The organism is Ruixingdingia sedimenti, assembly GCF_031432425.1.
Classification (GTDB): Bacteria; Pseudomonadota; Alphaproteobacteria; order Rhodobacterales; family Rhodobacteraceae; genus Ruixingdingia; species Ruixingdingia sedimenti.
In genome coordinates this window covers 192,209-217,302 of the sequence record NZ_JAVKPH010000004.1, presented here as the reverse complement: position 1 = coordinate 217,302, position 25,094 = coordinate 192,209, and the positions used below count along the sequence as shown (strand labels likewise).

Genomic DNA, 25,094 nt, shown 5'->3' with positions numbered 1-25,094 from the left:
CGGATGACAGAGGGTGAATGAGGGTGGCATGTCCGGCACAGGCGGCGACGGGGGCGGGGGCGGTGCATGATCCGGCTTGAGCGGCGGCCCGCGCCATCGCGGTTCTGGACCGCGGCGACGCCGGTTCTGGCGGTGGTCGTCACCATGATCGCGGGCGGGCTGATGTTCGCAGCACTCGGCAAGGATCCGGTGGCGGCGATCCGCACCATATTCTGGGACCCGCTGTTCGGCGAGTTCGCGTGGTATTTCCGCGGCCAGCTGCTGGTGAAGGCGGGGCCGCTGGTGCTGATCGCCATCGGGCTCAGCCTCGGGTTCCGCGCCGGGATCTGGAACATCGGCGCCGAAGGGCAATACATCATCGGCGCGATCTGCGGCGCGGCGGTGGGGCTGGCGTTCTATCCGGCCGAAGGCTGGTACATCTTTCCGCTGATGGTGGCGGCGGGGGCCTTCGGCGGGTGGATCTGGGCGATGATCCCGGCGCTGCTGCGCACGCATTTGCGCACCAACGAGATCCTCGTGTCGCTGCTGCTGGTCTATGTCGCCAATGCGCTGCTGGCGGCGATGGCGCTCGGCCGGTTGCGCAACCCGCAGGGCGGGGGCTTTCCGGGGTCGCGCAACCTGTCGCAATATCCCGCCGCCGCGAACCCCGAACTGATCGCGGGCACCGGGGTGCATTGGGGCGTGGTCGCGGCGGTGGTCGCGGTGGTGGCGGCGCATGTGCTGTTGCAGCGCCATATCCTCGGCTACAACATCCGTCTGGCGGGTCAGGCGCCCCGGGCGGCGCGGTTCGCGGGGGTCAGCCCGGTGGGCCTCGTGCTGCTGTGCATGGGGGTATCGGGCGCGCTGGCCGGGCTGGCGGGGCTGTTCGAGGTGACGGGCCCCGCGGGGCAGATCAGCATCAGCTTTGCCTCCGGCTACGGGTTCACGGCGATCATCGTGGCCTTTCTGGGACGCCTGCACCCGGTGGGGATCCTGCTGGCGGGCCTGCTGATGGCGCTGACCTATATCGGGGGCGAGAACGCGCAGACCACACTCGGCCTGCCGCGGGCGGCGATCCAGGCGTTTCAGGGGATGCTGCTGTTCTTCCTGCTGGCGCTGGATCTTCTGTCGACATACCGGCTGCGGCCGGCGCGCCGGGAAAGGGGCTGAGATGGATCTGGGCGGCATCAATCCGGCGGTTCTGGTGGCCTCGCTGATGGTCGCCTCGACGCCGATCCTGCTGGCGGCTTTGGGCGAGCTGGTGGTGGAACGCGCGGGCGTGCTGAACCTCGGGGTCGAGGGGATGATGATCGTGGGCGCGATCTGCGGCTTTGCCGTGGCGGTGGAAAGCGGCAGCCCCCTTCTGGGGTTTCTCGGCGGCGCGGCGGGGGGGGCGGCGCTGTCGCTGATCTTCGCGGTGCTGACGCAGGTGCTGCTGTCGAACCAGGTGGCGACGGGGCTGGCGCTGACGCTGTTCGGGCTGGGGTTTTCGGCGCTGATCGGGCAGGGCTATGTGGGGATCAAGCCGCCCGCGACCGGGCGGGTGGATCTGGGCGCGCTGTCGGACATGCCGGTGATCGGCACGATCCTGTTCCGGCACGACCCGATGGTCTATGTCTCTCTCCTGCTGGTCATCGCGGTCTGGGCGGTGCTGCGGTTCACGCGCACGGGGCTGGTGCTGCGCGCGGTGGGCGAGAACCACGACGCGGCCCATGCGCTCGGCTACAAGGTGGTGCGGATCCGGCTGGCGGCGATCGCCTTCGGCGGCGCGATGGCGGGGCTCGGGGGCGCCTATCTCAGCCTCATCCGGGTGCCGCAATGGACCGAAGGGATGACGGCGGGCGCGGGCTGGATCGCGCTGGCGCTGGTCGTTTTCGCGTCGTGGCGGGCGGGGCGGGTGCTGCTCGGGGCCTATCTTTTCGGCGGCATCGCGGTGTTGCAGCTGAACCTTCAGGCCGCCGGCGTCCGCTTTCCGGTCGAGTACTTGTCGATGTCGCCCTATCTGGTAACGATCCTGGTGCTGGTCGTCATTTCCTCTGGCCGGGGCCGCGCCGCACTGGGCGCGCCGGCGGCCCTGGGGCGCAGTTTCCATGCCGCGCATTGACGGCGCCCCTTCCCGCGGCCCCGGCCGCATCCACCATCACCCGCGGGCCCCCGGCCCGCCCAACAGGGAGTAAACCCGGATGAACCGCAGAACCCTTCTGGCCATGGGCACCGCGCTCGGCCTCACGCTCGGCCTTGCCGGCGGCGCGCTGGCGCAGGACAAGCTCAAGATCGGCTTCATTTACGTCGGCCCCATCGGCGATGGCGGCTGGACCTACCAGCACGACCAGGGCCGGCTGGCGGTCGAGGAACATTTCGGCGACCGGGTGGAAACCATCTATCAGGAATCGGTGCCCGAGGGCGCGGATTCGGAACGGGCGATGACCCAGATGGTGCTGCAGGGCGCCAAGCTGATCTTCACCACCTCTTTCGGTTTCATGGATCCGACGGTGAACGTGGCCGCCAAGTTCCCGGACGTGAAGTTCGAACATGCCACCGGCTACAAGCAGGCCCCGAACCTCGCCACCTATGACGCGCGCTTTTACGAGGGCCGGGCGGTGATGGGCACGATCGCCGGGCGGATGACGAAATCGAACAAGATCGGCTATATCGGGTCCTACCCGATCCCCGAGGTGATCCAGGGCATCAACTCTTCCTACATCCACGCCAAGAAGGTGAACCCGGATGTCGAGATGTCGGTGGTCTGGGCCTACACCTGGTTCGACCCGGCGAAAGAGGCGGACGCGGCCAAGGCGCTGATCGAACAGGGCGTGGACGTGATCCTGCAACACACCGATTCCACCGCGCCGCTGGCCGAGGCCGCCAAGACCCCGGGCGTGATCGGGTTCGGGCAGGCGTCGGACATGGCGGAATACAAGCCCTCGCCGCGGGTGTCGTCGATCATCGACAACTGGGCGCCCTACTACATCAAGCGCGTGCAGGCGGCGCTGGACGGCACGTGGGAGAGCACCCACACCTGGGGCGGCATCGGCGAAGGCGAGGTGCAGATCGGCGAGATCACCGACGCCGTGCCGGCCGAAGTCAAGGCCGAGGCCGAGGCGCTGGCGGCGAAGATCGCTTCGGGCGAATACCACCCCTTCACCGGCCCGCTGAAGAAACAGGACGGGTCCGACTGGCTGGCCGAGGGCGAGACGCCCGAGGATTCCGTGCTGACGGGGATGGATTTCTACGTCGAGGGCATCAAGGGCGAGATCCCGAAAAGCAACTGATTTCCGCCGGATGGTGGAACGGAAAACCCCGCCCGGTCGGGCGGGGTTTTGCATGGATAGATGTTTCGGGGATCGGGGAGTCGGGGCCTGCCCCGCCACTGCCGCCCTGCGCGGGGGATACGCTCAGTTGTCCATCTTCAGCGCGTTGATGAAGGCTTCCTGCGGGATTTCCACCTTGCCGAACTGGCGCATCCGCTTCTTCCCGGCCTTCTGCTTGTCCAGCAGCTTGCGCTTGCGGGTCGCGTCGCCGCCGTAGCATTTCGCCGTCACGTCCTTGCGCATCGCCGACAGGGTTTCGCGCGCGATCACACGGCCGCCGATGGCCGCCTGGATCGGGATCTTGAACATGTGGCGCGGGATCAGTTCCTTGAGCTTTTCTACCATCGCCCGGCCGCGCGTTTCCGCCCGGTCGCGGTGCACCATCATCGACAGCGCGTCCACGGGTTCCTCGTTCACCAGAACCGACATCTTCACGAGGAAATCCTCGCGATACCCGGTGATCTGGTAGTCGAAGCTCGCGTATCCCTTCGTCACCGATTTCAGCCGGTCGTAGAAATCGAACACCACCTCGTTCAGCGGCAGATCGTATTCCACCATCGCGCGGTTGCCGGCATAGGTCAGGTTCAGCTGGATCCCGCGCCGGTCCTGGCAGAGTTTCAGCACATCGCCGAGGTATTCGTCCGGCACCATGATCGTGGCCTTGATGCGCGGTTCCTCGATATGGTCCACATGCGTCAGGTCGGGCATGTCGGCGGGGTTGTGCAACTCCGTCATCGTGCCGTCGCGCATGTGGATGTGGTAGACGACCGAGGGCGCGGTGGTGATCAGGTCGATGTCGTATTCGCGTTCCAGCCGGTCGCGGACGACCTCCAGATGCAGCAGACCGAGAAAGCCGCAGCGGAACCCGAAGCCGAGCGCGGCCGAGGTTTCCATCTCGTAGGTGAAGCTCGCGTCGTTCAGCGCGAGTTTCTCGATGGCGTCGCGCAGCGCCTCGAAATCGGCGGCATCGACGGGGAAGAGCCCGCAGAACACCACCGGCTGCGCGGGCTTGAACCCCGGCAGCGGCGTGTCGCAACCCTTGCGTTCATGGGTGATCGTGTCGCCCACGCGGGTGTCGCGCACCTGCTTGATCGAGGCGGTCAGCACGCCGATCTCGCCCGGGCCCAGTTCGGGGATGTCGACCATCTTGGGCCGCAGCACGGCCAGTTTGTCGATGCCGTAGATGGCGCCGGTCTGCATCATGCGGATGCGGTCGCCCTTGCGGATCACGCCGTCCATGACGCGGATCATCACGACGACGCCCAGATAGGGATCGTACCACGAATCGACCAGCATCGCCTTGAGGGCCGCGTCGCGGTCGCCCCTGGGCGCCGGCAGGCGGGTCACGATCGCCTCCAGCACCTCGGGGATGCCGAGGCCGGTCTTGGCGGAAATCATCACCGCGTCAGAGGCGTCGAGGCCGATCACGTCCTCGATATTCTCCTTCACCCGTTCGGGGTCGGCGGCGGGCAGGTCGATCTTGTTCAGGACCGGCACGATCTCGTGCCCCGCGTCGATGGCCTGATAGACGTTGGCGAGCGTCTGCGCCTCGACCCCCTGGCTGGCGTCGACGACCAGAAGCGAGCCCTCGACCGCGCGCATGGACCGGCTGACCTCGTAGGCGAAGTCGACGTGGCCGGGGGTGTCGATGAGGTTCAGCACATAGGTCTTGCCGTCGCGCGCGGGATAGTCGATCCGCACCGTGTTGGCCTTGATGGTGATCCCGCGCTCGCGCTCGATATCCATGCTGTCGAGCAACTGTTCCTTCATGTCGCGTTCGGCCACCGTCCCGGTCATCTGGATGAGCCGGTCGGCGAGCGTGGATTTGCCGTGGTCGATATGCGCCACGATGGAGAAGTTGCGGATCAGCGAAAGCTCGGTCATGCGCGCATATGAGCGGGTTTTGGGGGCCGGTCAAGCGGCGCTTGGAGCGGGACGGCATGGCCGGGTGATTCGCTGCGCGGGCGGGCGCGGGGGATGGCCGATCTTGGGGCGGCGCGCGCCCCGGGCACAGCCCCTTGTCCCGGCCCGGCGCGGCATCGCGCGCGTTGCCTGAGGGGCGGTTTTTTGGCATGGTAACGGGCAGACAGGACGTCAGAACCAGACGGGGCCGGCATCGCCCTGCCCTGCGCCAAGAGGCACGAGCATGAAGAAACTGATCCTTGCCGCCACGCTGCTGGCGATAACCGCCCCGGTGGCCGTTCACGCGGGCGCGATCGAAAACGCCTGCATCCAGTCCGACCGATCCCGCGGCAACCGCGCGCTTTGCGGCTGCATCCAGCAGGCCGCCGACATGACGCTGCGCAATGCCGACCAGCGCCGCGCCGCGGGCTTTTTCCGCGACCCGCATCAGGCGCAGGAAGTGCGCATGTCGAAATCCAACGCCGACAACGAGTTCTGGCAGCGGTACCGGTCGTTCATCTCGGCGGCCGAGGGGATGTGCGCGGGCTGAGACGCTTTCGGCTGCGTCGAGGGCGGCGCCGGGGGCCAGCCCCCGGACCCCCGGAGTATTTGGGGCAAGATGAAGCCACGCGGTGTCCGGCATGGCTGAACGCATCGTCATCCTGACCGGGGCCGGGATTTCGGCGGAAAGCGGGCTCGGCACCTTTCGCGACGGGGACGGGCTCTGGTCCCGCTACGACCTGAACGCGGTGGCGACGCCCGGGGGATTCGCGCGCGATCCGGCGCTGGTGCATGAATTCTACAACGCGCGGCGGGCGAATGCGCGGGCGGCCGCGCCGAATGCGGCGCATCGCGCGCTGGCGCGGCTGGAACGGGACTGGCCGGGCGCGGTGCTGATCGTCACCCAGAACGTCGACGACCTGCACGAGCGTGCGGGCAGCCGCGATGTGCTGCACATGCATGGCGAACTGGCGCAGGCGCTTTGCGCAGCCTGCGGGGCGCGCTGGCCTGCACCCGCGGCGATGGCGCCCGGCGATTCCTGCCCGGCCTGCGCGGCGCGGGCGGTGCGGCCCGATGTGGTCTGGTTCGGGGAATATCCCTATCACATGGACCGGATCGCGAAGGCGCTGCGGGCGGCGGACCTGTTCGTGGCCATCGGCACCTCGGGCCATGTCTATCCCGCCGCCGGTTTCGTGCAGGAGGCCGCGCAGGCGGGCGCGCGGACGCTGGAGCTGAATCTGGAGCCTTCGGCCACCGCCAGCGATTTCGACGCGGCGCGGTTCGGACCGGCGGGCGTGATCGTGCCGGACTGGGTGGCGGAACTGGTGGGCTGAGGGGCGCCGCCAGGGCGCCCCTGCCGGTGTCAGTGGTTGTGCTTCATCGCGCCGCCGTGGTCGGCCTTGCGGTCGTTGTCCACCGGGATCTCGACCACCATCTCGCCGGCCGTCTCGAAGGTCAGCGTCACGGTGATCGTGTCGCCCTGCGCGAGGTCGCGGGTCAGCCCCATCAGCATCACATGGTCGCCCCCGCGGGCAAGGGCGTGGCTGCCATGGGCGGGGATGGCGAAGCCTTCCTCGACATGGACCATCTTCATCACGCCGTTCTCTTCCCTGTGGGTGTGCAGTTCCACCTTTGCGGCGGCATCCGAGGCGGCGGATACAAGGCGGTCATCGGCGGCGGTATGGTTCTCGATCACCATGAAGGCGGCGCCGGTCTGCGCGCCGGGGCCGGCGCTGCGGGCATAGGCATCCTTGATCGCCAGCCCGTCATGGGCCTGCGCGGCAAGGGCGGAAAGGGCCAGCGCGGCGGCGGCCAGAATCGAAGTCATCGGTTTCATGTCGGTTTCCTGTTCTGATCGGTTGGATTGCGGTCAGAGGGAAACCGGCGGCGGGCCGCGGGCGCGGGGGGTTTCCACCGCCTTTCCGGCCGATGCGGGGGCCGCGGGCGGCAGCAGCCGGTGCAGCAGGCGCGGCGCGGGCCGGGGCGCCGCGGGGGCGGCCAGCGGCCCGGGCAGCAGCGCCAGCGTGCAGTCGGGGCACAGATGGACCGGGCCGACGGGGTTGCCCTCTGCGTCGAGGTCCACCACCACCATGCCATAGCCCGAACAGATCACCATCCGTTCGGCCATGGGCGCCTGCCCGCGCGCCACCGCCATCGTCACGCCGGCCCAGGCCAGCGCGGCGGCGAGCAGAAGCGTCAGAAGGGGGCGCAGCCGGGTCATGCCCCAGCCATAGCCCAGGTGGCCACGCGGCGGAAGGGGCCAAAGCGAAAGGCCCCGCCGCGGCTGCGGCAGGGCCCCGTCATCCCGGATGGGCGGCCTCAGGCGGCGGCGCCGGCCTTTTCGATGTCGCGCTTGATCTTCAGCGCGCGGGGCGACAGTTCGTCGTCCTTCGCCTTGGCGAGGAAGGCGTCGAGGCCCCCGCGATGGTCCACGGTGCGCAGCGCCGCGGCCGAGATGCGCAGGCGGAACGACTGGCCAAGCGTGTCGGAGATCAGCGTGACCTCGTTCAGGTTGGGCAGGAAGCGGCGCCGGGACTTGTTGTTGGCGTGGCTCACGGTGTTGCCCGTCATCGGGCCCTTACCGCTCAGTTCGCAGACGCGCGACATGTCGAGTTCCTTGTTCTTCGTGCGGCCCTGACGGACCCGTTAGAGGCAAAGGCGCCGCCCCTGCGGTGCGCGCGGCCCGAATATCATCCGCGCCGTTTAGGGGCAAACGCGGGGGGCGTCAAGCGATTCATCCCCCGCCCCGTCCCCCGTCCGGTCCCCCGCCGCATCCTCTGCCACGCCCAGTCCCCGCAGGCGGGCGAGCATGCGGTCGGCCGCCGCCGCGGGGGCCATGCGGCCGTCGGCCACGGCCTCGCCCATCGCGCGCATGGCGGCGCGGATCCCGGGATCCTCGGTCAGCCGGGCGAGCAGGCCGTCGCGGACCTCGGCCTCGAACCAGTGGCGGGCCTGATCGGCGCGGCATGCCGCCCAATGGCCGTTCTGTCTGCGCCAGTCGGCCAGCGTGCGCATTTCGTCCCAGGCCCGCGCCAGCCCCTCTTCGGCAAGGGCGGAAACGGGGATGGCCTTGGGGAAATCCGCCGGGTCCTGCGGGCGGCGGCGCAACAGGCGCAGCGCGCCGGTGTAATCCGACACGGTGCGCATCGCCGCCGGTTTCAGGTCGCCATCGGCCTTGTTGACAAGGATCAGGTCGGCCATTTCCATGATGCCGCGCTTGACGCCCTGCAATTCGTCGCCCCCCGCAGGCGCCAGCAGCAGCACGAACAGGTCGCACATCTGCGCCACCATGGTTTCCGACTGGCCGACGCCCACGGTCTCGATCAGCACCACGTCGAAGCCCGCGGCCTCGCACAGCGCCACCGCCTCGCGCGTGCGCCGCGCGACGCCGCCCAGATGGGTCTGGCTGGGCGAGGGGCGGATGAAGGCCGCGCGTTCGCGGGTCAGCCGTTCCATCCGCGTCTTGTCGCCGAGGATGGAGCCCCCGGTGCGCGCCGAACTCGGGTCCACGGCCAGCACGGCGACGCGCAGCCCCTGCCCCACCAGCATCATGCCGAAGGATTCGATGAAGGTCGATTTCCCCACCCCCGGCGTGCCCGACAGCCCGATGCGCAGCGCCTGCCGCCCGGTGCGGCCCACGCGGTCCAGCAATTCCGCCGCCTGCACGCGGTGGTCGGCGCGGCGGCTTTCCACCAGTGTGATCGCGCGGGCCAGCGCGCGGCGGTCGCCTTCCACAAGGCGCAGGGCTAGGTCGTTCACGTCGGTCATGGCTTCCGGCGGGGTCCTGCTGACGCGATTGTCATCGCGGTTGACGGCTCGGGGGTTTTCTGGACGCATCTTCATGCCCATGTCCAGACCCCATGCCGGACAAAGGGCCGCAGCGGGAAGGCGGGACGCGAGAGACCGCCGGCACAGGCGAGGACAGGAACCATGATCCGTACATTGCTTCTGACCGGGCTGATCGCCCTTGCCGCCCCCGCCGCCGTGCTGGCCCAGACCCGCAGCGAGGGCACGTTCGACCTTGTTCTGCGGGGGCTGACCGCCGGGCAGCTGACCTTTTCGGGGGTCGAGAACGGGCGCAGCTATGCCGTGCGCGGGGTGCTGAAAAGCGGCGGGCTGGTCGCCATGGTGCGCAAGGTCCGCTACGACGCAGAGGTCGAGGGCACGGTGGCGGGCCCCCGCCTGTCGCCCGCGCGCTACCGCGAGGATGCCGATACCGGCAAGCGGCAGTCCACCTCGGTCATGCGGTGGGTGCGGGGCGTGCCGCAGGTCGAATCGGCCACACCGGTGCGCGCGCCGCGCCCCAACGACGTGGACCCGGCGACGCAGAAGGGCACCGTCGATCCGCTCACGGCGCTTTACGCCACATTGCGCGACGTGCCCGCGGCAGAGGTCTGCACCACCAATGTCACCATGTTCGACGGCCGGCGGCGGAGCGAGCTGCGCCTGTCGGCCCCCGTCACGCAGGGCGAGCGTGTGACCTGTTCGGGCGAATACCGCCGCATCGCGGGCTTTTCCGACAAGGAAATGGCGGAAAAGGTGCGCTTTCCCTTCACGCTGACCTATGCGCCCGCCGGCGAGGGGCGCATGCGCGTGGTCGAGGTGGCGATGGACACGCTCTATGGCAAGGCCACGCTGAAACGGCGATAAGGGTCGGGTGACACGATCCGACGATTCCCCTCCGCTGCCCATCGAGGCGGTGCTGCCCGCGGTGCTGGACGCGGTGGCGGCGCGCGGGCTGGCGGTGCTTCAGGCGCCCCCCGGCGCGGGCAAGACGACGCGGGTGCCGCTGGCGCTGTTGCCCGCGGTGCAGGGCCGCATCGTGATGCTGGAACCCCGCCGCCTTGCCGCCCGTGCCGCCGCCGAACGGATGGCCGAAACCCTGGGCGAGCCCGTGGGCCGCACCGTCGGCTATCGCATCCGGGGCGAGGCGAAGGTCTCCGCCGCCACCCGGATCGAGGTGGTGACGGAAGGGATCCTGACCCGCATGATCCAGTCGGACCCGGGCCTTGACGGCATCGGCGCGGTGATCTTCGACGAATTCCACGAACGTTCGCTGAACGCCGATCTGGGGCTGGCGCTGGTGCTGGAAAGCCGCGCTGCGCTGCGCGAGGATCTGGTGGTGGTGGTGATGTCGGCGACGCTGGATGCGGCGCCGGTGGCGGCGCTGATGGGCGATGCCCCGGTGGTGACGGCCGAGGGCCGCGCCTTTCCGGTGGATACCCGCTGGCTGCCCCGCCCGCTGCCCGCCGCCGCCCGGCTGGTGGCCGAGGCCGCGGCGCTGGTCGAACAGGCCTGTGCCGAAACCGAGGGCGGGGTGCTGGTGTTCCTGCCGGGCGAACGCGAAATCCGTCAGGTCGAATCCGCCCTGCGCGACCGCCTGCCCGGGGATGCGCGGGTGCTGCCCCTTTACGGCGCGATGGCCTTCGGCGCGCAGCGCGCGGTGCTGGCGGATGGTGGGGCGGGGCGCAAGGTGGTGCTGGCGACCGCGATCGCGGAAACCTCGCTGACCATTCCGGGCATCCGCGTGGTGGTGGATGCAGGCCGGGCGCGGCGCGCGCGGTTCGACTCCGGTTCGGGCATGACCCGGCTGGTGACGGAACGGGTGAGCCGGGCCGAGGCCGAACAGCGCCGCGGCCGCGCCGGGCGCGTGGCGCCGGGGGTCTGCTACCGGCTGTGGGCGCGGGCCGAGGAAGGCGCCCTGCCCGCCCATCCGCCGCCGGAAATCGCCGCCGCCGATCTGGCCGGGCTGGCGCTGGAACTGGCGCTGTGGGGCTCGGACACGGGGCTGGCCTTCCTGACCCCGCCCCCCGCCCCCGCGCTGGCAGAGGCGCGGGCGCTGCTGTCCCGCCTCGGCGCGCTGGACGGCGGGGGGCGGATCACCGATCACGGGCGGGCGCTGGCGGCGCTGCCGCTGCACCCGCGGCTCGGGCATATGCTGCTGACGGCGGGGCGGCAGGCGGCGATGCCGGCGGCGCTGTTGTCGGAACGCGACCCGCTGACGGGCGCGCCGCCCGATCTGGGCCTGCGCCTGCTGGCGCTGGAAAACCCCCGCGCCTATGCCGACCGCCACCCCTGGCGGGTGAACGCCGATGCGGCAGAGCGGATCCGGGCCGAGGCGAAGCGGCTGGCACGCATGGCCCCCGAAAGCCGCGCCCCCCTTTCCCCCGGCGCGATGGCGGCGCTGGCCTATCCCGACCGGATCGGGCTGCGCCGCAAGGGCGATGCGCCGCGGTGGGTGCTGTCGGGCGGCAAGGGCGCGGCGATGGCGCCGGGCACACCGCTGGCGGGCGCGCGGCTGATCGTGGCGACCGACCTCGACGGCGACACGCGCGAGGCGGGCATCCGGCAGGCGGTGCCGGTGACGGAAGGCGAACTGCGCGCGCTCTACGCCGACCGGATCGCATGGGTGGATACCTGCGCGTGGTCCCGCCGCGAAGGCCGCGTGACCGCCCGGCGGCAGGAACGGCTGTGGGCATTGGTGCTCGACGACCGCACCTGGCCCGACGCGCCGCCCGAGGCGCTGGCCCTGGCGGCGCTGGAAGGGCTGCGCGACGAGGGTCTGCCCTGGGCCCCCGCCGCCGCCCGCCTGCGCGCGCGGGCAGAGGCCTGCCGCGCCGCCGGGATGGACCTGCCGCCGCTGGACGACGCCAGCCTGCTGGCGGGGGCCGGGGACTGGCTGTTGCCGCACCTTGCCGGCCTGCGCAGCCGCGCCGACCTGCGCGCGCTGGACCTGACCGAGGCCCTGAGGGGCCATCTGGGCTGGGATGCCTGTCAGGCCATCGACCGCGCCTTCCCGGCGCATTTCACCACGCCCCTGGGGCGCCGCGTGCCCATCGACTACGACGCCGAAACCCCGGGGGTGGAACTGCGGTTGCAGGAACTCTTCGGCCAGACGGCGCATCCCGTGGCCGGCCCCGACCGCCGCCCCCTGCGGCTGACGCTGCTGTCGCCGGGCGGCAAGCCCATTGCGGTGACGACCGACCTGCCCGGCTTCTGGACCGGCAGCTACGGCGAGGTGCGCAAGGACATGCGCGGCCGCTATCCCCGCCACCCCTGGCCCGAAGACCCGACCGCCGCCGACCCGACCCTGCGCGCGAAACCGCGCGGCACCTGAAGACGCCGGGCAGGCCCCGGCCTGCGGTTCCCGCGCCTGCCGCCCGGCGGCACGGACCAACCGCGCCGCGCGGGGATATTCGGGTCACGATGAAAGACGCGGGCGCACCCTTGCGGCTTCATCTTGCCATAAATACTCCCGCCGGAGGCGCAGCTCTCCGCCCGGCCATACGCCCGGCGGATGCCCCCGCGCCCGCAGGCCGGGGTTCACCCCGGCCCCGGCTGTCCGGTCAGACGCCCAGGCACCAGCGCATCACCGCCTTCTGCGCGTGCAGGCGGTTCTCGGCCTCGTCGAAGACCACCGAATGCGGGCCGTCCATCACCGCGCTCGTCACCTCGTCGTTGCGATGCGCGGGCAGGCAGTGCATGAACAGCGCGTCGGGCTTGGCCCGCGCCATCAGCGCCTCGTTCACCTGATAGGGGCGCAGCTGGTTGTGGCGCCGTTCGCGGGCGCTTTCGGGGTCGTGCATGCTGACCCAGGTGTCGGTCACCACCAGATCCGCGCCCGCGACAGCCTTCGCCGGATCGCGTTCCACCGCCACCCGCACGCCCTTGTCGCGCGCGAACCCCAGCCATTCCGACTCGGGGTCGAGCGTCTGCGGCCCGGTGAAGGTGAAATCGAAGCCGAACTGCCCCGCCGCATGGATCAGCGAGGCGCAGACATTGTTGCCGTCGCCGCACCAGACCACCTTTTTCCCCGCGATCGGGCCGCGGTGTTCCTCGTAGGTCAGGATGTCAGCCATGATCTGGCAGGGATGGGTGCGGTTCGTCAGCCCGTTGATCACCGGCACGGTAGCATGTTCGGCCATCTCGTGCAGCGTGATCTCCTCGAAGGTGCGGATCATGATCAGGTCGACATAGCGCGACAGCACCCGGGCGGTATCGGCGATGGTTTCGCCATGCCCCAGTTGCATTTCCTTGCCCGACAGCACCATGGTCTGCCCGCCCATCTGCCGCACGCCCACGTCGAAGGACACCCGGGTGCGGGTCGAGGGTTTCTCGAAGATCAGCGCCACCATGCGGTCCTTCAGCGGCTGGTCGTCGTCGGGCGCGCCGCGCGGGCGGCCGGCGCGGGCCTCTTTCATCGCGCGGGCGCTGTCGATCATGGCGCGCAGGTCGGCGGGCGCGGTGGTGTGGATGTCGAGGAAATGGGTCATCACGCTACTTTCGGAACGGCGGGGAAAGGGGGCTTTCCGCCCCCTCTGCGCCTGCGGCGCATTCACCCCCGAGGATATTTCTGGACAGAAAATGCACGGGCGCCGGTTCGTCGGCGGCCCTTTTTCCGAAATCGGCGCGCGGGCCGGGGGGCGCGGTCAGGCATCGCCGCCCTCCAGCCGCGCGGCGGCGCGGTCGAGCCGGGAAAGCGCCTCGGCGATGTCGCCGTCGGTCAGGTTCAGGGGCGGCAGCAGGCGGATCACATTGTCGCCGCCCGCGACGGTCAGCACCCGTTCGGCATAGCCCGCGTTCACCACATCGCCGTTCGGGACCCTGCACTTGAGGCCCAGCATCAGGCCCTGGCCGCGCACCTCCTCGAACACCCGGGGGTGAGTGGCCACCAGCCCCTCCAGCCGCTGGCGCAGAAGCGCGCCCTTGCGGCGGACCTCGGCGAGGAAAGCGTCGTCCGCGATCACCTCCATCACCGCGCAGCCCACCGCGCAGCCCAGGGGGTTGCCGCCATAGGTGGACCCGTGGGTGCCCGCCGTCATGCCCGAGGCGGCGTTTTCCGTCGCCAGCACCGCGCCGAGCGGAAAGCCCCCGCCGATGCCCTTGGCCACCATCATGATGTCGGGCGCGATGCCGGCCCATTCATGCGCGAACAGCCGCCCCGTGCGGCCCATGCCGCATTGCACCTCGTCGAGGATCAGGAGCGTGCCGGTTTCATCGCACAGCGCCCGGATCGCGCGCAGGTCGGCGTCGGGCAGCGGGCGGATGCCGCCCTCGCCCTGCACCGGCTCGATCAGGATCGCCGCCGTCTGCGGGCCCACGGCGGCCTTCAGCGCCGCCATGTCGCCATAGGGCAGATGGGTGAAGCCCGGCATCAGCGGCCCGAAGCCCTTGACCATCTTTTCCGACCCCGCCGCGGCGATGGCGCCGGTGGACCGGCCGTGGAACGCGCCCTCGAAGGCGATGATCCCGGTCCGGTCGGGCTGGCCCTTGTCGTACCAGTACTTGCGGGCCATCTTGATCGCCAGTTCCGCGGCCTCGGTCCCCGAATTGGTGAAAAAGACCGTATCGGCGAAGGTATTGGCCACCAGAAGGTCGGCCAGCCGCTGCTGATGCGGGATCTGGTAGAGGTTCGAGACATGCCAGAGCCGGCCGGCCTGTTCGGTCAGCGCCCCGACCAGCACTGGATTGGCATGGCCGAGCGCGTTGACCGCGATCCCCGCGCCCAGATCCAGATAGGCGGTGCCGTCGGCGGTGAAAAGCCAGACGCCCTCGCCCCGCTCGAACGCGAGGGGGGCACGGTTGTAGGTCGGCAGGACGGAAGCGATCATCGGCGGAATTCCACGTAAAAGAGGCCCAAGAGGTCGCAAAGGGCGGGGCCGGTGTCAACGGTGGTCGGGATGAGGCGCCCGGGGCCGGGCGGCATGATCGGGCCTTACGCGCGGGGGCGTCGGCGTCGGGTCGGGCAGCGGGGGGCGGCGCGGGTGATCATGGCGGGCTCCTAGCGGGAAACGGGGGCGCTGTAAACGGCGATCTCAGTCATCCAGATCGGCGAAATGGCGGCCCTGGCGGATGAGGTCGTCGAGGACCGGCGCGGGTTCGAACAGGCCCGGGTCGAGGGCGGCGAACCCGCGCAGCACGTTGCGCAGCCGGACGGGGCCGAGCGTGTCGGCCCAGTGCATCGGCCCGCCGAAGACGCGCGGAAACCCCTGCCCCCCCGCGATCCACGCCACATCGAGGTCCGAGGGCCGCAGAACCGCCCCCGCCGCCACCAGCCGCGCCCCGGCATTGGCGAGCGCGGCGAGCGGTTGCAGGCGCATCTCTGCCGGGGTCAGCGCGCGGGGCGCGATGCCGCGGGCGGCGCGTTCGGCGGCAAGAAGGGCGTCGAGCGCGGGGTCCTCGCCCGGTTCGGGCGGGTGCCAGCCCCGGCCCGCGGCGCGCAGCGCGGCGGCGAGGGGGGCGGCGGGGTCTGCGCCCAGACTGTCGGCGCGGGCGAAGGGGCCGGGGGTCAGGCCGAGGGGCGCGAAGGCCGCGTCCACCGCCGCCGGGGCCGCGCCCTGCAACAGCAGCAGTTCGCACGCCCGGTCGAACGCCGCGCGCAGCGGGCGCAGCGCGCCGCCCGCCCCGGTGCAGATCGCCACCCGCCCCAGATGGCGGGCCAGCGCCTGCGCCGTCGCCAGCACATCCGCCGCCGTGGTGGCGGTGGGGACCAGTTCCAGCACCCCCCCGGCCTCTGCCGGCGGCGAGGGCCAGAGGCCCAGCAGATCGGCGGGGCGACCCGCGGCCTCTGCCAGCGCCGACAGGTCGAGCCGCGTGCTGGTGGTGCCGATCACCGCGCCGGGACGCAGCACCGCGCCGAGCGCCGCCATCGCCGCCGCCTTGGCCGCCGGTTCGTCGGCGGTGGTTTCCACCACCATGTCGGCACCGGCCAGCGCCTCGGGCCGGGTGGCGCCGGTCAGCCGGTCCCAGTCGGCATCGCGGCCCGCCACGGTCAGCCGCCCGGCGGCCACCGCGCCCTCCTGCAACCGCGCGATGCGTTCGAGCCCCTGCGTCAGCAGATCCGGATCGCTGTCGAGCAGCGTGACGGAAAGCCCCGCGCAGAGCGCCGCATGCGCCAGCCCCGCCCCCGCCGCGCCCGCCCCGACGATGCCCAGATGCACCAGCGGGCGCGGCGCGGCCGACAGCCCCGGCAGGCGCGCGGCGCGGCGTTCGGCGAAGAACAGATGGCGCAGGGCGGCGGCCTCCGGCGTCGCGATCAACTCGTCCGCCGCCGCCTCTGCATAGGCGAGCGCCTGGTCGAAGGGCAAAAGCAACGCGGCCTCGACGCAATCGACGATGCGGGCGGCGGCCCCGGCGGGCCCCTCGCGGCGGGCCGCGGCCACCGCGGCGCCATAGGCCGCGGGGTCGCGCAGGCCATCGGCGCGGTCGCGGGTCGGGCGCGGGCCCTTGCCTTCGTCCGCCAGCAGGCGGGCCAGCGCGACGGCCGCCCCGGGCAGGTCGTCCTCGACCACCCCGTCGATCAGGCCCATGGCCAGCGCCTCGGGCGCCGTCACCGGGCGGCCGGTCAGCATCAGGCGCAACGCCGCCTCGGCCCCCACCAGCCGCGGCGTCCGCACCGTGCCGCCGCCGCCGGGCAGGATGCCCAGTGTCACCTCGGGCAGGCCCAGACGGGCATCGGCCAGCGCGATGCGGTAATGCGCCGCCAGCGCCAGTTCCAGCCCGCCGCCGAACGCGGTGCCATGGATCGCGGCGACGACCGGCAGGGCGCAGCCCTCGATGCGCGCAAAGACCGCGTTGTGCGGGGGCGGCCGGAGGGGCTTGCCGAATTCGCCGATGTCGGCGCCCGCGGGAAAGCCGCGCCCGGCGGCGCGGATCACCACCGCGCGGAAGGCGGGTTCGGCGGCGATGGCGGCAAAGGCGTCGTCGAGCCCCGCGCGCACGGCATGGCCCAAGGCGTTGACCGGCGGATTGTCGATCACCACCACCGCGACATCGCCGTCGCGTTCCAGCCCCACCGTCCCGCCCATCTGCCCTCTCGCCCGCCGTGACGCGCCATTAACCCGCGTCGGGCAGCGGGAAGCAAGCCCCCGCAGGGCCCGGCCGGCGCAGGTCAGACGGGCATGTTGTCGAAACGCGCCTCGTCGTCATCCTCGGCCTTGGGGGCGGGGGCGGGTGTCGCCGTGTTCAGCATCGCGCCGAGCCCGGCCATTTCGAACATCATCCGGGTGATGGTTTCCAGCGCAGGATCTTCCGGTTCCGCCACCGGCGGAGGCGGGGCGGGTTTGACAGCCTTTCCAGTCATGACAGGACCCTTTCAGACGGCGCAGTTGCGACAGAAGGGGGTGAAGGGCAGCACGTCGAGCCGTTCTGGCGCGATCTCTGCCCCGCACTTGGTGCAGTAGCCGTATTCGCCGGCCTCGATCCGCTCCAGCGCCGCGAGGATCTTGCGGATCTCCTGCGCGCCCGAGACGCCCATGCCCTCCAGCACCTCGTCCTCTTCGCTTTCGGTCGCGCGGTCCTCCCAGTCGGCGGTGTCGTGGCCTTGCAGTTCCGCCTCGATGGACCGCAGGCGGCCGCGCAGGTCGTCGAGCCGGGCTTCGAGCTGGGCCTTGCGGGCGGCGATGGTGGTCATGGAAGATGTCCTTTCGGGTGCGCAAAGACCCTGCCGGAAAGCGTAGCGGGGTGCCTTGATTCAGGTCAAGGGCGGTGAACGGGCGGCGCCTTGCCGGCAGACATATTCACAACTTGCAATGTTTTATCCGGGGCATATATTCACCCCGACGCATCCCGGAAAGGACCCCGCCATGACCCCCAGGGTTTCCGCCTTCTTCGACGAAGCCACCAACACGATCACCTATGTCGTGCAGGAACCCGAGGGCCGGGCCTGCGCGATCATCGATTCCGTGCTCGATTTCGACTATGCGTCGGGCCATACCGACACGCGGTCGGCCGATGCGGTGGCCGATTTCGTGCGCAAGGAAGGGCTCGAGGTCGCCTGGATCCTCGAAACCCACGTCCATGCCGACCACCTGTCGGCCGCGCCCTATCTTCAGGAACGGCTCGGCGGCAAGATCGGGATCGGCGAAAAGATCACCGTGGTGCAGGATACCTTCGGCAAGGTGTTCAACGAGGGCACGCGGTTCCGCCGCGACGGATCGCAGTTCGACCGGCTGTTCACCGAGGGCGACAGCTTCATGATCGGCCAGATGCGGGGCGACGTGCTCCATACCCCCGGGCACACGCCCGCCTGCCTGACCTATGTCGTCGGCGACGCCGCCTTCGTGGGCGACACGCTGTTCATGCCCGACTTCGGCACCGCGCGCTGCGATTTCCCCGGGGGGTCGGCGGAAACGATGTACGATTCGGTCCAGAAGATCCTGTCGCTGCCGGATCAAACGCGGATCTTCGTCGGCCACGACTACAAGGCCCCGGGGCGCGACGACTACGCCTGGGAAACCACGGTGGGCGAGCAGCGGGCGCTCAACATCCATGTCGGGGCGGGCAAGAGCCGCGAGGATTTCGTGCATCTGCGCACGCAACGCGACGCCACGCTGGCGATGCCGCGGCTGATCATCCCCTCGTTGCAGGTGAACATGCGCGCAGGCCATCTGCCGGAACCCGAGGACAACGGGGTGAGCTATCTCAAGGTGCCGGTCAACGGCCTCTGAGCCCCGGCCGGCGGGCGGCACAGCGCCGCCCGCCGTTCGACAACACCCGGAAACGGCGCAACAGGAAGGCAAGCATGGTTGAAAACATACCTCCAGAATGGATCTTCGGCCTTCTGGGCGGGGTGATGATCGGGGCGGCCGCTGCGGTCTATCTGCTGGTGAACGGGCGGGTGATGGGGGCGTCGGGCATCCTCGGCGGGCTGGTGGACCGTTCGGGCTGGCCCACGGGGGCGGAACGGCTGTCGTTTCTCGCCGGGCTGGTGGCGGTGCCGGCGGTGCTGGCGGCGCTGTTCGGCCCGGTGGACACGCATATCACCGGCAATGCGGCGGTGATCGTGGTCGCGGGGCTGCTGGTGGGGGTCGGCACGCGGCTGGCCAATGGCTGCACCTCGGGCCACGGCGTCTGCGGCATCTCGCGCTTTTCGCTGCGCGGGATGGTGGCGACGGTGTTCTATCTGCTGGCCGGCGGGATCGCGATGGCGACGGCCCGCCATGTGCTGGGGATCATCTGAGATGCTGCGCAACCTGTTTTCCGCCCTTTCCGGGGGGCTTTTCGGCGCGGGGCTGCTGGTCTCGGGCATGGTGGACACGACGAAGGTGCAGGGCTGGCTCGACGTGTTCGGGGCCTGGGACCCGACGCTCGCCTTCGTGCTGGCGGGCGCGGTGGGGGTGATGGCGCTGGCCTGGGCCGTGGCACGGCACTGGCAGGCGGGGCTTCTGGGCAGCCCCCTGCCCGACCGCACCGACCCGCGCCTCGGCCACAACCTGGTGCTGGGATCCGTCCTCTTCGGGGCGGGATGGGGGCTCGCGGGGCTTTGCCCCGGGCCGGCCGTCGCCTCCATCGCCTTCGGGGGCTGGGGCGGCGCCCTCTTCCTTGCGGCGATGATCGCCGGTATGTATGTCGCACCCGCGGTCCGCGTGCAGGTGGACCGGCTTGCCGCCGCCTGAGGAGAGATCATGGATATCCGCCCCATCACCCCCGATTATGCGGTCAGCCCGCAGATCGACCCCGAGGACATGGCCGCCATCGCCGCCGCCGGCTATCGGGTGGTGATCGACAACCGCCCGGACGCGGAAATCCCCCCCAGCCAACACACCGGGGTGATGCGCGCGGCGGCAGAGGCGGCGGGGCTGGTCTTCGTGGTCAACCATGTCGTGGGCGGGGCGATCACGCTCGCCAATGTCGAGGCGCAGGGCGCGGCCATCGCCGCCGCCCCCGGGCCGGTGCTGGCCTATTGCGCCTCGGGCAACCGTTCGTCCATCGTCTGGGCGCTGAGCCAGGCCGGCCGCCGCCCGGCGGACGAACTGATCGGCCTGCCGGCGCGCCACGGCTACAACCTCGAACCCTGCCGCCCGCAGATCGAAACCCTGGCCGCCGGCCGCGGCTGAACCGGGCCCTGCGCCCGGGATGGCACGACCGCCCGGGGCCGTGCGGGGGCACATGAACAGAGGGCCCCCACCCGCCCGGCGGCTGCGCCAACGGAAAGCGCAGGAACCTCCGGCGGGGATATTTGAACCCAGCCTGAAGATGCAGGCCGCGGGGACCGGCAACCGGCAAGCCCCGGCGGCCCCAGATACGCGCACCGAAAGCCTCCCGTGCCGGGCACCCCTCGACCGCGCCCCGTCGCGCCGACCCGGACGGGTCGTCCCCTGCCGGTGAAACAGTCAGGCCCCTCCTCCGCCCCCGGCAGCTTCATCCTTTCCCAAATACCCCGGGGCGCCGGATGGTACGCCACGGGTTCGAGAACCAGCAGGCCACGGGCAGCACCCCGGCGCTACCCTCTCCCTTTCATCGAACGGCCCCGCGGGCGGGCAGGTCGGCGGCCTCCGGCGGGGATATTCAGGTCACGGTGAAGACAGGGAGCCTTCGCATGGCGGCACGCGGCTTCATCTTGCTTCAAATACTCCCCCGCGCCCTGCGCAGCATTCCCCCGTACTTGCAAACCCGGCACCGCCCCCCGCCCGCAGGCCGCATCCTCACGCGCTGCGGGCGAGGGGCGCGGGGGCGGCGGGGGTGGGGACGGCGGCGGGTCTGGGGGGTGCGGCGGCGGTGTCGGGGGGAACCGGCAGATCCTCGACCCGGGTCAGGCGCAGGGCGCGCTGGCCGCGGTTCTGGCCAAGGCGGCACAGTGCGATGCGCCCGCCATCGGCGGTTTCCAGCGCCACCGCGTCCAGCGCCGCCGCGCCGAGGGGCAGCACCGCCCCCGGCGCCAGCCCGAGGACCGCCGACAGCGGCAGGCGGATGCGGGCGATCGCGCCGTCGAGCCGCACCTGCGTGGCCATCACCACCGCCTCCATCCCCGCGGTCCAGGCGCGGGCTTGCGCCGCCCCTGCCCTTGCGCCGGGCGCCGGGGCGGGGGTGGCGGGGCGGGTGCCGCGGCCCGCGGCGGGCAACGCCAGCAGCGCCGCCCCCTGCCGCAGCCCCGCGCCGATGTCGAGCGTGGCCGACAGCGTGCGATAGGCCTGATCCTCCAGCATCAGGCCGAGGGGGCGCGCGTCCTCCAGAAAAGAGGCATAGCGGAAACCCGACGCCCAGACCCTATCCTCCACCTCCGCCAGCGCCTGATCCAGATCGGCCAGCGCGCGGTCGATCAGCCCCGCCGCCATCGCCGCATCCGTCCGCGTCGGCCGGCGCGGCAGGGGCGGGACGGGGGCGAGCCGGCCGATCGTCTGCATCTCGATCACCGCGGCCAGGAGGTCGGGCGACAGCGCCAGCACCCCCAGCCCGTCGCGCGGGCCTTCCAGCACCGCCAGCAGCGCGCGTTCGGGCAGCAGTTCCAGCAGTTCGGGCAGCGACCGCCGCCCTTCGGCCAGCGCCGTCACCTCCAGCGCCAGGCCCAGTTCCGCCTGCGCCGCGCGGCCGAGCGACAGCCGCCAGGCGCGCGCGCCGGTTTCGGCGCCCCCGTCGCCCTGCATCCCCGCCGTCTGCGCCGCGCCGATCTTGCGCCGGATCGCATCCCTGCCGCCTGCCGCCATGCGCCGCTGTCCCCCGGTTCGCCGTCCCTGCCCCCTTCCTGCCAGCAGGGGGTTACGAAACCGTTACCCCGCGCGTTTCACCGCCTGCGGCGAAATCGCCAGCGGAAACACCACGCGGAACCCCGCACCGCCCTGGCCGGGGATATAGTCGATCCCGCCGCCCAGATTGACCATGATCTCGCGGCAGATCGCGAGGCCGAGCCCCGCGCCCCCCGCGCGGTGCTGGTCGGTCAGGCGGGCGAATTTCTCGAAGATCAGCGCCTGCGCCGATTCGGGGATGCCCGATCCGTTGTCGACGAAATCGACCTGCACCCGGTCGCCCCGCCGGCGCACCGAGATCCGCAGTTCCGGCCGCGGCGCGTCGCAGTATTTGCGCGCATTCGCGATGATGTTGATGAACACCTGGCACAGCCGGTCGGGGTCGGTGGTGACGGCGATCTGTTCGGCCGCCGGATCGCGGTGGATGGCGAACCCCCGCCCCGCCCCGGTCGATCCCGTCGCCGTCAGCGCCCGCGCGATCAGGTCCTGCACATTCGCGCTGCGGATCGACAGTTGCACCGTGCCGCTTTCCAGCACCGACAGGTCCAGCAGGTCGTCCAGCAGCCGCGTCAGGCGGATCGTTTCCTCGTGGATGATGGTGGCATAGCGCGCCGTCATCTCGGGCGGCAGGCCCCCTTCCATCAGGATTTCCGAAAAGGCGCGGATCGAGGTCATGGGGGTGCGCAGTTCGTGGCTGATCTGGCTCAGGAAGGCGTCCTTCTGCACCGACAGCGTGGTCAGCTTGTCGTTGGCCTCGCGCAGCTGGCGGGCGGTGCGGGACAGTTCTTCGGACTGCGCCTCCAGCCGGGCGGAATATTCCATGATCTGCGCGGTCTCGTTCGCCGCCGCCATCAGATCCTCGACCGTGACCGCCGACGCCCCGGTGATCTGCACCAGCAGCGCATGGGCCGTGGCCGCACCGACCGACCCCGACAGCCGCCGTTCCAGCCGGGCGAGGAAATCGGGGGTGATGTCGGGCAGGAAACCGGTCTTGCCCTGCGCGTCGGTCTCTGCGGCGAAGAAGGCGAGCGCCTCGTCCTCGCCCAGAAGGCTGCGGGCGAAGACCAGCAGGTCCTCCGCCCCCGCGCGGCCCGCGGACCAGCCGCGCATGGGGGCCGCGTCGCGGTCGTAGACGCGCACGAACTGCACGCCCTGCACCCGTTCCATAGGCCCCGGAAAGGTCAGCAGCGACACGGTGCAGAACACCAGCGTATTGGCGGCCAGCGACCAGAAAAGCGCATGGATCAGCGGGTCCATCCCCGCCAGTCCGAACAGCGCCTGCGGGCGCAGCGCCGCGATCCCCCAGGGGCCCGCCTGCAACAGGCCGTGCGGCAGCACTGCCCCCGGCCCGAAGGACGGCAGGTAAAGCGTATAGAGCCACAGCCCCGCCCCCACCACCAGCCCGGCCAGCGCGCCCGCCCGCGTCGCCCCGCGCCAGAAGATGCCGCCCAGAAGCGCCGGCAGCATCTGCGCCACGCCGACGAAGGAAATCAGCCCGATGGCCGCCAGCGCCCCGCCCCCGCCCGACAGCGCGTAATAGCCATAGCCGAGCGCCATCATCCCCGCGATGGACAGACGCCGCGACACGAGGACGAGCCGGCGCAGTTCCCCCGCCTCTGCCCCCCGCCGCGCACCGAGCCAGAGCCAGAGCGGCATGACGATATGGTTCGACACCATCGTGGCGAGCGCAATGGCCGCCATCACCACCATCGAGGTCGCGGCCGAAAACCCGCCCAGAAAGGCCAGCATCGCCAGCCCCCCGTGGCCCTGGCTCAGCGGCAGGGCCAGCACGAACAGGTCGGGGTTGGACCCCGCAGGCAGCAGGTCGAGCCCGATCACCGCGATGGGCACGACGAAGAGGCTCATCAGGAACAGATACAGCGGAAAGGCCCAGGCGGCGGTGGCCAGGTGGTTTTCGTCGGCGTTTTCCACCACCAGCACCTGGAACATCCGCGGCAGGCACAGGATCGCCGCCCCCGACAGGAAGGTCAGCCCCACCCAACGGTCGGGGTGCAGGTCCCAATGCGCCAGCGGCGAGGCGTCGATGCGCTCCATCACCGCCAGCGGCCCGCCGCCGAGCCCCCAGACGACCCAGACCCCCACCGCCAGCAGCGCCACCAGCTTGACCACCGCCTCGACCGCGATGGCGGTGACGACGCCTGGGTGCTGTTCGTTGGCATCCAGATTGCGGGTGCCGAAAAGGATGGTGAACACCGCCAGCCCCGCCGCCACCCAGACGGCGGTCGAGGCGCGGTCGGGCATGTCCTGGCTGGTGGGGCTGTCGGCGGCGAAGACGGCGAAGGACAACGTGACCGACTGCAATTGCAGCGCGATATAGGGCGTGGCCGCCACGACGCAGAGCAGCGTCACCAGCACACCCAGCAGCGCCGACTTGCCATAGCGCGAGGAAATCAGGTCGGCGATCGAGGTCACGCGCTGCGTCTTGCCGATGCGCACCAGCTTGCGCAGCAGCACCCACCAGCCGAGAAACACCACGGTGGGGCCCAGATAGATCGTCGCGAATTCCAGCCCCGACCGCGCGGCATAGCCGACCGCGCCATAGAAGGTCCAGGCGGTGCAATAGATCGACAGCGACAGCGTATAGACGAGCGGCGAACGCAGCCAGGGCGGCGCCGCGCCCCCGGCCGATTTCCGTTCCACCCCGAAGGCCACAAGGAACAGCAGGATGACATAGCCGAGGCAGGCCAGGATCAGGATGTTGAAGGGCATGGGCCCTAGTCCCCCTCGCCCCCGGGGGCGGAAAGCGCCCGCACCAGCAGCCGCGCGCCGAGGATCAGCAGCCCCCATGCGGCAAAGACGTAAAGCCCATCGGTGGCCAACGACCGCACCTCGCCCGGCCGCGGCGCCCAGAGCACGGGCAGGATGAACAGCACCGCCCCCAGCACCGGCAAAAGCCGCGCCGCGTCGATCAGCCGGTGCCGGCGGTACGAGGCGCGGGCAAGGTAGAGCGGCCGCTTCGCCATTCGCCCGCCCCCCTAGCCCTCGCCCACCAGCGCGCGGACCGAGGCGAGCACCTCGGCATTGGAAAAGGGCTTGGCCATGAAGCGGCTCGCCCCCGCCATCGCCGCCATGTCGCGGTCGCGTTCCTGCCCGCGCGCGGTCAGCATCAGCACCGGCAGCGCGGCGGTCGCGGGTTCGGCGCGCAGCGCGCGCAGGATGTCATAGCCCGACCGGCCGGGCAGCATCACGTCGAGGATCAGCACATCGGGACGTTCCGCCCGCACGACATCCAGCGCATCGGTGCCCTGGTCGTGGCTCGCCACGGTCCAGCCGTCGCGGATCAGGATGAAACGGATCGCCTCGGCGATATGCGGCTCGTCCTCGATCAGCAGCACATGCCTGCCCATCCGCTTCCCCCCTGCCGCCCGCCCTTTCGGCGTGGCCATTGGCGGGACTATGAAACGAAACGCCGGGGACT

Annotated in this window: 25 protein-coding genes; 11 read left to right on the top strand and 14 right to left on the bottom strand. The window is 70.9% G+C overall.

Going from position 1 to position 25,094, the window contains the following annotated elements; genetic code table 11:
* Positions 1-66 precede the first annotated feature (66 nt).
* The 3 genes from RGD00_RS05820 (at position 67) to RGD00_RS05810 (ending at position 3,251) form a co-directional block, all read left to right on the top strand.
* On the top strand, positions 67-1,149 hold the full coding sequence (locus RGD00_RS05820) for an ABC transporter permease (protein WP_310456352.1): 1,083 nt from the start codon (positions 67-69) through the stop codon (positions 1,147-1,149).
* 1 nt (position 1,150) lies between these two features.
* Complete coding sequence (locus tag RGD00_RS05815; RefSeq protein WP_310456351.1) at positions 1,151-2,083, top strand: ABC transporter permease; 933 nt, start codon at positions 1,151-1,153, stop codon at positions 2,081-2,083.
* Between the two features lie 79 nt (positions 2,084-2,162).
* On the top strand, positions 2,163-3,251 hold the full coding sequence (locus RGD00_RS05810; RefSeq protein WP_310456350.1) for a BMP family ABC transporter substrate-binding protein: 1,089 nt from the start codon (positions 2,163-2,165) through the stop codon (positions 3,249-3,251).
* Between the two features lie 123 nt (positions 3,252-3,374).
* Here RGD00_RS05810 and lepA read toward each other — a convergent pair whose 3' ends face one another.
* A complete protein-coding gene (lepA, locus tag RGD00_RS05805) occupies positions 3,375-5,174 on the bottom strand; it encodes a translation elongation factor 4 (RefSeq protein ID WP_310456349.1) in 1,800 nt (599 codons plus the stop codon).
* A 262-nt stretch (positions 5,175-5,436) separates the two neighbouring features.
* On the opposite strand from lepA, the gene RGD00_RS05800 reads away from it, so the two are divergent.
* A complete protein-coding gene (locus tag RGD00_RS05800) occupies positions 5,437-5,742 on the top strand; it encodes a hypothetical protein (protein WP_310456348.1) in 306 nt (101 codons plus the stop codon).
* A gap of 91 nt (positions 5,743-5,833) precedes the next feature.
* Complete coding sequence (locus tag RGD00_RS05795) at positions 5,834-6,526, top strand: NAD-dependent deacylase (protein WP_310456347.1); 693 nt, start codon at positions 5,834-5,836, stop codon at positions 6,524-6,526.
* 29 nt (positions 6,527-6,555) lie between these two features.
* Here the strand turns inward: RGD00_RS05795 and RGD00_RS05790 are convergent, their stop codons facing one another.
* The 4 genes from RGD00_RS05790 to meaB form a co-directional block, all read right to left on the bottom strand.
* Positions 6,556-7,029 (bottom strand): copper chaperone PCu(A)C, encoded by a 474-nt coding sequence (locus tag RGD00_RS05790; protein ID WP_310456346.1) that lies wholly within the window; start codon positions 7,027-7,029, stop codon positions 6,556-6,558.
* Positions 7,030-7,062: 33 nt separating this feature from the next.
* Positions 7,063-7,413, bottom strand: a complete 351-nt coding sequence (locus RGD00_RS05785; protein WP_310456345.1) for a hypothetical protein — start codon at positions 7,411-7,413, stop codon at positions 7,063-7,065.
* Between the two features lie 98 nt (positions 7,414-7,511).
* Positions 7,512-7,799 (bottom strand): 50S ribosomal protein L28, encoded by a 288-nt coding sequence (gene rpmB, locus RGD00_RS05780; protein ID WP_310456344.1) that lies wholly within the window; start codon positions 7,797-7,799, stop codon positions 7,512-7,514.
* Positions 7,800-7,895: 96 nt separating this feature from the next.
* Positions 7,896-8,960 (bottom strand): methylmalonyl Co-A mutase-associated GTPase MeaB, encoded by a 1,065-nt coding sequence (gene meaB / locus RGD00_RS05775; protein ID WP_310456343.1) that lies wholly within the window; start codon positions 8,958-8,960, stop codon positions 7,896-7,898.
* A 162-nt stretch (positions 8,961-9,122) separates the two neighbouring features.
* Here meaB and RGD00_RS05770 point away from each other — a divergent pair, with 162 nt between their 5' ends.
* Both RGD00_RS05770 and hrpB read left to right on the top strand, forming a co-directional pair.
* Positions 9,123-9,842: a DUF3108 domain-containing protein gene (locus tag RGD00_RS05770; RefSeq protein ID WP_310456342.1), complete on the top strand. Its 720-nt coding sequence runs from the start codon at positions 9,123-9,125 to the stop codon at positions 9,840-9,842.
* A gap of 7 nt (positions 9,843-9,849) precedes the next feature.
* Positions 9,850-12,309: an ATP-dependent helicase HrpB gene (gene hrpB / locus RGD00_RS05765; protein ID WP_310456341.1), complete on the top strand. Its 2,460-nt coding sequence runs from the start codon at positions 9,850-9,852 to the stop codon at positions 12,307-12,309.
* Positions 12,310-12,538: 229 nt separating this feature from the next.
* On the opposite strand, the gene argF is transcribed toward hrpB, so the two are convergent.
* From argF to RGD00_RS05740, 5 genes are all read right to left on the bottom strand, one after another.
* Entirely contained in the window at positions 12,539-13,465 is a 927-nt protein-coding gene (gene argF, locus RGD00_RS05760) for an ornithine carbamoyltransferase (RefSeq protein ID WP_310456340.1), read from the bottom strand.
* Between the two features lie 156 nt (positions 13,466-13,621).
* The gene (locus RGD00_RS05755; RefSeq protein WP_310456339.1) at positions 13,622-14,803 is read right to left on the bottom strand and encodes an aspartate aminotransferase family protein; all 1,182 of its coding nucleotides are present in this window, start codon (positions 14,801-14,803) and stop codon (positions 13,622-13,624) included.
* Between the two features lie 204 nt (positions 14,804-15,007).
* On the bottom strand, positions 15,008-16,999 hold the full coding sequence (locus tag RGD00_RS05750) for an enoyl-CoA hydratase-related protein (protein WP_310456338.1): 1,992 nt from the start codon (positions 16,997-16,999) through the stop codon (positions 15,008-15,010).
* Between the two features lie 83 nt (positions 17,000-17,082).
* Positions 17,083-17,274 (bottom strand): hypothetical protein, encoded by a 192-nt coding sequence (locus RGD00_RS05745; RefSeq protein WP_310456337.1) that lies wholly within the window; start codon positions 17,272-17,274, stop codon positions 17,083-17,085.
* 12 nt (positions 17,275-17,286) lie between these two features.
* The gene (locus RGD00_RS05740; protein ID WP_310456336.1) at positions 17,287-17,604 is read right to left on the bottom strand and encodes a TraR/DksA family transcriptional regulator; all 318 of its coding nucleotides are present in this window, start codon (positions 17,602-17,604) and stop codon (positions 17,287-17,289) included.
* A gap of 172 nt (positions 17,605-17,776) precedes the next feature.
* On the opposite strand from RGD00_RS05740, the gene RGD00_RS05735 reads away from it, so the two are divergent.
* The 4 genes from RGD00_RS05735 to RGD00_RS05720 all read left to right on the top strand — a co-directional run bounded on the left by RGD00_RS05735 (position 17,777) and on the right by RGD00_RS05720 (position 20,029).
* Positions 17,777-18,640 (top strand): MBL fold metallo-hydrolase, encoded by an 864-nt coding sequence (locus RGD00_RS05735; protein ID WP_310456335.1) that lies wholly within the window; start codon positions 17,777-17,779, stop codon positions 18,638-18,640.
* 86 nt (positions 18,641-18,726) lie between these two features.
* Positions 18,727-19,152 (top strand): YeeE/YedE family protein, encoded by a 426-nt coding sequence (locus tag RGD00_RS05730; protein ID WP_310456380.1) that lies wholly within the window; start codon positions 18,727-18,729, stop codon positions 19,150-19,152.
* A gap of 1 nt (position 19,153) precedes the next feature.
* Positions 19,154-19,588, top strand: a complete 435-nt coding sequence (locus RGD00_RS05725) for a DUF6691 family protein (protein WP_310456334.1) — start codon at positions 19,154-19,156, stop codon at positions 19,586-19,588.
* 9 nt (positions 19,589-19,597) lie between these two features.
* Entirely contained in the window at positions 19,598-20,029 is a 432-nt protein-coding gene (locus RGD00_RS05720; protein WP_310456333.1) for a protein tyrosine phosphatase family protein, read from the top strand.
* Between the two features lie 588 nt (positions 20,030-20,617).
* Here the strand turns inward: RGD00_RS05720 and RGD00_RS05715 are convergent.
* The 4 genes from RGD00_RS05715 to RGD00_RS05700 all read right to left on the bottom strand — a co-directional run bounded on the left by RGD00_RS05715 (position 20,618) and on the right by RGD00_RS05700 (position 25,023).
* Complete coding sequence (locus tag RGD00_RS05715) at positions 20,618-21,616, bottom strand: FliM/FliN family flagellar motor switch protein (RefSeq protein ID WP_310456332.1); 999 nt, start codon at positions 21,614-21,616, stop codon at positions 20,618-20,620.
* A 63-nt stretch (positions 21,617-21,679) separates the two neighbouring features.
* On the bottom strand, positions 21,680-24,385 hold the full coding sequence (locus RGD00_RS05710; protein ID WP_310456331.1) for an ATP-binding protein: 2,706 nt from the start codon (positions 24,383-24,385) through the stop codon (positions 21,680-21,682).
* 5 nt (positions 24,386-24,390) lie between these two features.
* On the bottom strand, positions 24,391-24,639 hold the full coding sequence (locus RGD00_RS05705) for a hypothetical protein (RefSeq protein ID WP_310456330.1): 249 nt from the start codon (positions 24,637-24,639) through the stop codon (positions 24,391-24,393).
* A 12-nt stretch (positions 24,640-24,651) separates the two neighbouring features.
* Positions 24,652-25,023, bottom strand: coding sequence for a response regulator transcription factor (locus RGD00_RS05700; RefSeq protein WP_310456329.1), 372 nt, complete (start codon positions 25,021-25,023; stop codon positions 24,652-24,654).
* Positions 25,024-25,094: the final 71 nt, after the last annotated feature.